The sequence below is a fragment of the Mesorhizobium sp. M1A.F.Ca.IN.020.06.1.1 genome, assembly GCF_004023265.1.
GTDB lineage: Bacteria > Pseudomonadota > Alphaproteobacteria > Rhizobiales > Rhizobiaceae > Mesorhizobium.
Genome location: NZ_RZSR01000572.1, coordinates 1 through 3938, shown reverse-complemented (window position 1 = coordinate 3938; position 3938 = coordinate 1). Strand labels below are relative to the sequence as shown.

Annotated in this window: 6 protein-coding genes; 2 read left to right on the top strand and 4 right to left on the bottom strand. The window is 62.6% G+C overall.

What is annotated here, in order from left to right; translation table 11 throughout:
• Positions 1-538: SDR family NAD(P)-dependent oxidoreductase (locus EOA60_RS22535; protein ID WP_128311917.1), on the top strand; the 538-nt coding region annotated here is incomplete at its 5' end.
• Positions 535-1251, top strand: a complete 717-nt coding sequence (locus EOA60_RS22530) for an SDR family oxidoreductase (protein WP_095824948.1) — start codon at positions 535-537, stop codon at positions 1249-1251. The genes EOA60_RS22535 and EOA60_RS22530, both read left to right, overlap by 4 nt.
• Positions 1252-1256: 5 nt before the next feature.
• On the opposite strand, the gene EOA60_RS22525 is transcribed toward EOA60_RS22530, so the two are convergent.
• The 4 genes from EOA60_RS22525 to EOA60_RS22505 form a co-directional block, all read right to left on the bottom strand.
• Positions 1257-1751, bottom strand: coding sequence for a DUF3592 domain-containing protein (locus EOA60_RS22525; protein WP_095824949.1), 495 nt, complete (start codon positions 1749-1751; stop codon positions 1257-1259).
• A 525-nt stretch (positions 1752-2276) separates the two neighbouring features.
• Positions 2277-2735, bottom strand: coding sequence for a carboxymuconolactone decarboxylase family protein (locus tag EOA60_RS22515; protein WP_067328952.1), 459 nt, complete (start codon positions 2733-2735; stop codon positions 2277-2279).
• An 11-nt stretch (positions 2736-2746) separates the two neighbouring features.
• Positions 2747-3265 carry an Rrf2 family transcriptional regulator gene (locus tag EOA60_RS22510; protein WP_067328950.1) on the bottom strand — a complete coding sequence of 173 codons (519 nt, stop codon included), beginning with the start codon at positions 3263-3265 and terminating at the stop codon, positions 2747-2749.
• Positions 3266-3375: 110 nt separating this feature from the next.
• Positions 3376-3938 (bottom strand): 4Fe-4S dicluster-binding protein (locus tag EOA60_RS22505; protein WP_128311915.1); only part of this gene is annotated, 563 nt, incomplete at its 5' end.

The following is a 3938-nucleotide window of genomic DNA, read 5'->3' as shown; positions in this document are numbered from 1 at the left end:
GAGCGCCGACGGCTACGAAATGCGCTTCGCCGTAAACTATCTCGCAGGCTTCCTGCTGTCGTCGGAGCTTTTGCCCTTGCTGAAGGCAAGCGCGCCGGCGCGCATCGTCAATGTCGCCTCCGCCGGCCAGCAGGCGATCGATTTCGATGATGTCAATCTCGCCCGCGGCTACAGCGGCGTGCGCGCCTATTGCCAGAGCAAGCTGGCGCAGATCTTGTTCACCATCGATCTGGCCGAGCAGCTCGAAGGCAGCGGCGTCACCGTCAATGCACTCCATCCGGCAAGCTACATGGATACCACCATGGTCCGGCAGGCAGGCATCACACCGTGGAGCTCGGTCGAGACCGGCGCCAACGCGATCCTCAACTTGGCAATATCTCTGGCGCTCGAAGGGCGGAGCGGCCTCTATTTCGATGGCCAGCGGGAAGCGCGCGCCGATGCCCAGGCCTATGACGAAAAAGCCCGCAGCCGGTTGCGGGCGCTCAGCCTCGAACTGACCGGACAATCTTCCGCGACATCCAAGGAACAGCATTCATGAGCATCGAACATTGCGTCATCATCGGCGGCTCGTCTGGCATTGGCCTTGCCACAGCCAAACGGCTGCTCAGCCCCGCGATGAAGGTGACGATCACCGGCCGCAGCGAGGACAAGCTGAACAACGCCTGGAAGAGCCTCGGCGGCACCGTCGGCAAGGCCGCTTTCGACGCGACCAAGCCGGACGCGGTCCGGCACTTCTTCGATGGTCTCGGCCCATTCGATCATCTCGTTCTCGCCGCAAGCGGCGGCAGGGGCCTTGGGCCGTTCGCGACCCTCGACCTTGCCGACATCGGCAGCGCCGTCGACGAGAAGATCAAGCCGCAGCTAGGCTGCTTGCAAGCGGCCCTGCCGACCTTGAACAAAGCCGGATCGGTCACTTTCATTTCGGCCGTCTCGGCGCAGATCGCAGCACCCGGCATTGCCGGCATCGGCGCCATCAACGGCATGCTTTTGACCGTAGTCCCGATCCTGACCGTCGAACTGAAGCCGCTGCGCGTCAACGTCGTGGCCCCCGGCGTCATCGATACGCCCTGGTGGGATTTTCTATCGGGCGAAGAGCGGCAGGCGGTCTTTGCCGAGTACGCCGGAAAGACGCCGGTCGGCCGTATCGGTCGCGCCGAGGACGTCGCCGACGCGATCGCCTTCCTGGTGTCCAACGGTTTCATGACCGGCCAGGTGCTGACCTGCGACGGCGGCCTGCGCTTCGCCGCCTGAATGGATCAATTGGAAAAGAGGCCGGGCAGGAAGGCCAGCACCATCAGCCCGGCGACGACCGCATACCAGACAGCCAGGTGGACGGCCTTCATCAGCGGGCGGCCGACTTCCCGCGCCCGCTTCGGGTGGAGAGGGTCATAAATCACTTCGACCACTGCGCCGACGTTCCCGGTCGTTCCGTTGACCGGCAGATGCGATCCGAAACGCCAGGTCTTGCCCAGTCGGTCGGCGAATTCGATGATCGGCGTGTCCGGCCCGTCGCTCGACTTGTCGATGCCGATCACCTTGCCGGTGGCAAAGGCGCCGCGTCGCCTGAGCATGATGTCGCCATACGTCTGTATGGCGACGACCGCGAGGAAGAAGACGTCGCACAGAAAGCACCATATCTGAATGTCGCTCGGATGCTGGCCGAAGGCTCCCGCGACTGCACGGAACGGAGCCAGCGCCTGGTGGAAGGCATCCGAAACGCGTGCCCAGAATGCAGTCCAGTTCTGCTCCATGAACGCTCCGACGGGCGAACCTGTTTTTTGCTAATACAGGACAATCGCGACAAACCGATTAACGCGGCGCCATCGACTGCGCGGAATCCGAGTGCAGTTGTCAGGCATAGACCCGCGCCAGGAACCCGCGGCCAGGGCGACATTGGCGACGAAGCCGTTTATGCGTGAGGCGCGATCCGGCCCTGATGATCCCAGAAATTGTGAAACATCGGCGTCGCGACGATCAGGAACAGGGTCAGGCTTGCCGCCTGCCCGGTCCATAAGCCGCCGATCACCAGCAGTCCGGAGCGACCTGCAGGACATGCCCAGCCACAATGCCGGCCCTGCCTGGCACGCCGCGTCCCGTCATCATTGGGATGAGCAGGTCTTGTGCTGGACGTTGCGCAGGCCGGCAGAGACGAAGGCGCCGCCGAGCAGCGGGCGCGCGGCAAACAGAATCTCGCTCTGAAAATTCTCAAACATGTCATTGATCTCGCAAATGAAAGCCGCGCGGAACCGTCTTCGGATCCGCGCGGCTTTGGATGATCAGGCAGCCTTGGCGGCCGGCATCGGATGGATGGCGTGGAACGACACGCAGAGCCGGTTCCAGGTGTTGATCATGCCGATCACCACTGTCAGCTTGACCAGCTCTTCCTCGGAGAACTGCTCCAGCGTCCTGGCGTAGAGATCGTCCGGAACGCCGTTGTCGGAGATGTTTGTCACCTTCTCGGTCCAGGCGAGCGCGGCGCGCTCGCGCTCGGAAAACAGCGGCGACTCCTTCCAGGCGGCGACCAGATAAAGCCGCTGCTCCGTTTCGCCATCTCGCCTTGCCTCGCGGCTATGCATCTCGACACAATAGGAACAGCCATTGATCTGCGAAGCCCTGAGCTTGACCAGGTGCATCAGGCTTTCTTCCAGCCCGCACTCCTCGACGGCCTTGTTGAGCGCCATCACCGCCTTCATGATTTCAGGCGCCTTGGCGAAGAACTGCAGCCTCTGTTTCATTCTCTTACCTTTCACGCTTTGCTTGGTTGTTGAACTTTCTGCGCCCGCTGATGGCGTTCGACGAAGGCGCAGCTTGCGGCGACGGTGCGGGGATCGGCGTCGTTCATGAAATCGGCGACGATGTCGGAGAGCTTTGCATCGGCAAGCGCGGCGCGATAAGCGCGCTCGGCCCTCAGCATCGCGGCATTGATGCCGCACGGTTTGACATAGGCCGACGCGTCGAGCTTGACCGGGCCGCGCTGGCGGATCTCGCCGCAGCGGAAGGCAGGCTCCCTGCCCTCGACCGCAAGCACGATGTCGAGCAGCGTGATCCGCTCGGCCGGCCGCGCCAGCCTGTAGCCGCCTGCCGGCCCCGGCACGGATTCCAGGATGCGCGCCGTTGTCAGCTGATTGAGATGCTTCAAGAGATAGCTCGGCGACAGGCCGAACGCCTCGGCCATGGCCGCGCCCGACATGGTGCTGTTGCCGTCGACGCCGGCAAGCATGGCGGCGCAGTGGATCGCCGCTTCGACGCCCTCTCCCAGCTTCACGATCTTTGGCTCCAATTCATGGATAGTACCTATCATGGATAATTCTTATCTGCAATATAGGTAACGAAAAACGGCACCCGAAGGCGCCGCATTTCTTTCAAAAGTGTTCCCTACTCCGCGGCCACCTTGGCCATCGGATTGTTCGGATGCGTCGTCCAGTTGGCGTAGACCGGCGACACCGGTATGCCCGTGCGCTGATCCAGCACGCCGGCGGCCAGCGGTTCCATCGTGATGCAGCCCTCGACCGGGCAGACATTGACGCAAAGATTGCACCCGACGCATTCGGCCTCGATCACCTCGAAATGCCTGACGCCGTCGACCATGCTGGTGATCGCCTGATGCGAGGTGTCCTCGCAGGCGATGTGGCAGCGCCCGCATTTGATGCACGCGTCCTGGTCGATATGCGCCTTAGCGACATAGTTGAGGTTGAGATACTGCCAGTCCGTGACATTGGGTGTGGCGCGGCCGATGATGTCGGACAGCGAGGCGTGGCCCTTCTCGTCCATCCAGTTCTCCAGCCCCGCGATCATCTCCTGCACGATTTTGAAGCCGTATGTCATTGCCGCGGTGCAGACCTGCACGTTGCCGGCGCCGAGTGCCATGAATTCGGCAGCATCACAACCTGGCGGGATGCTGCCGAATTCATGGCACTCGGCGCCGGCAACGTGCCTGT

Bases quoted from the DNA above. Each gene is read 5' to 3' on its own strand.
- EOA60_RS22515 (WP_067328952.1), bottom strand. From the start codon at position 2,735: ATGAAACAGAGGCTGCAGTTCTTCGCCAAGGCGCCTGAAATCATGAAG.
- EOA60_RS22530 (WP_095824948.1), top strand. From the start codon at position 535: ATGAGCATCGAACATTGCGTCATCATCGGCGGCTCGTCTGGCATTGGC.
- EOA60_RS22525 (WP_095824949.1), bottom strand. From the start codon at position 1,751: ATGGAGCAGAACTGGACTGCATTCTGGGCACGCGTTTCGGATGCCTTC.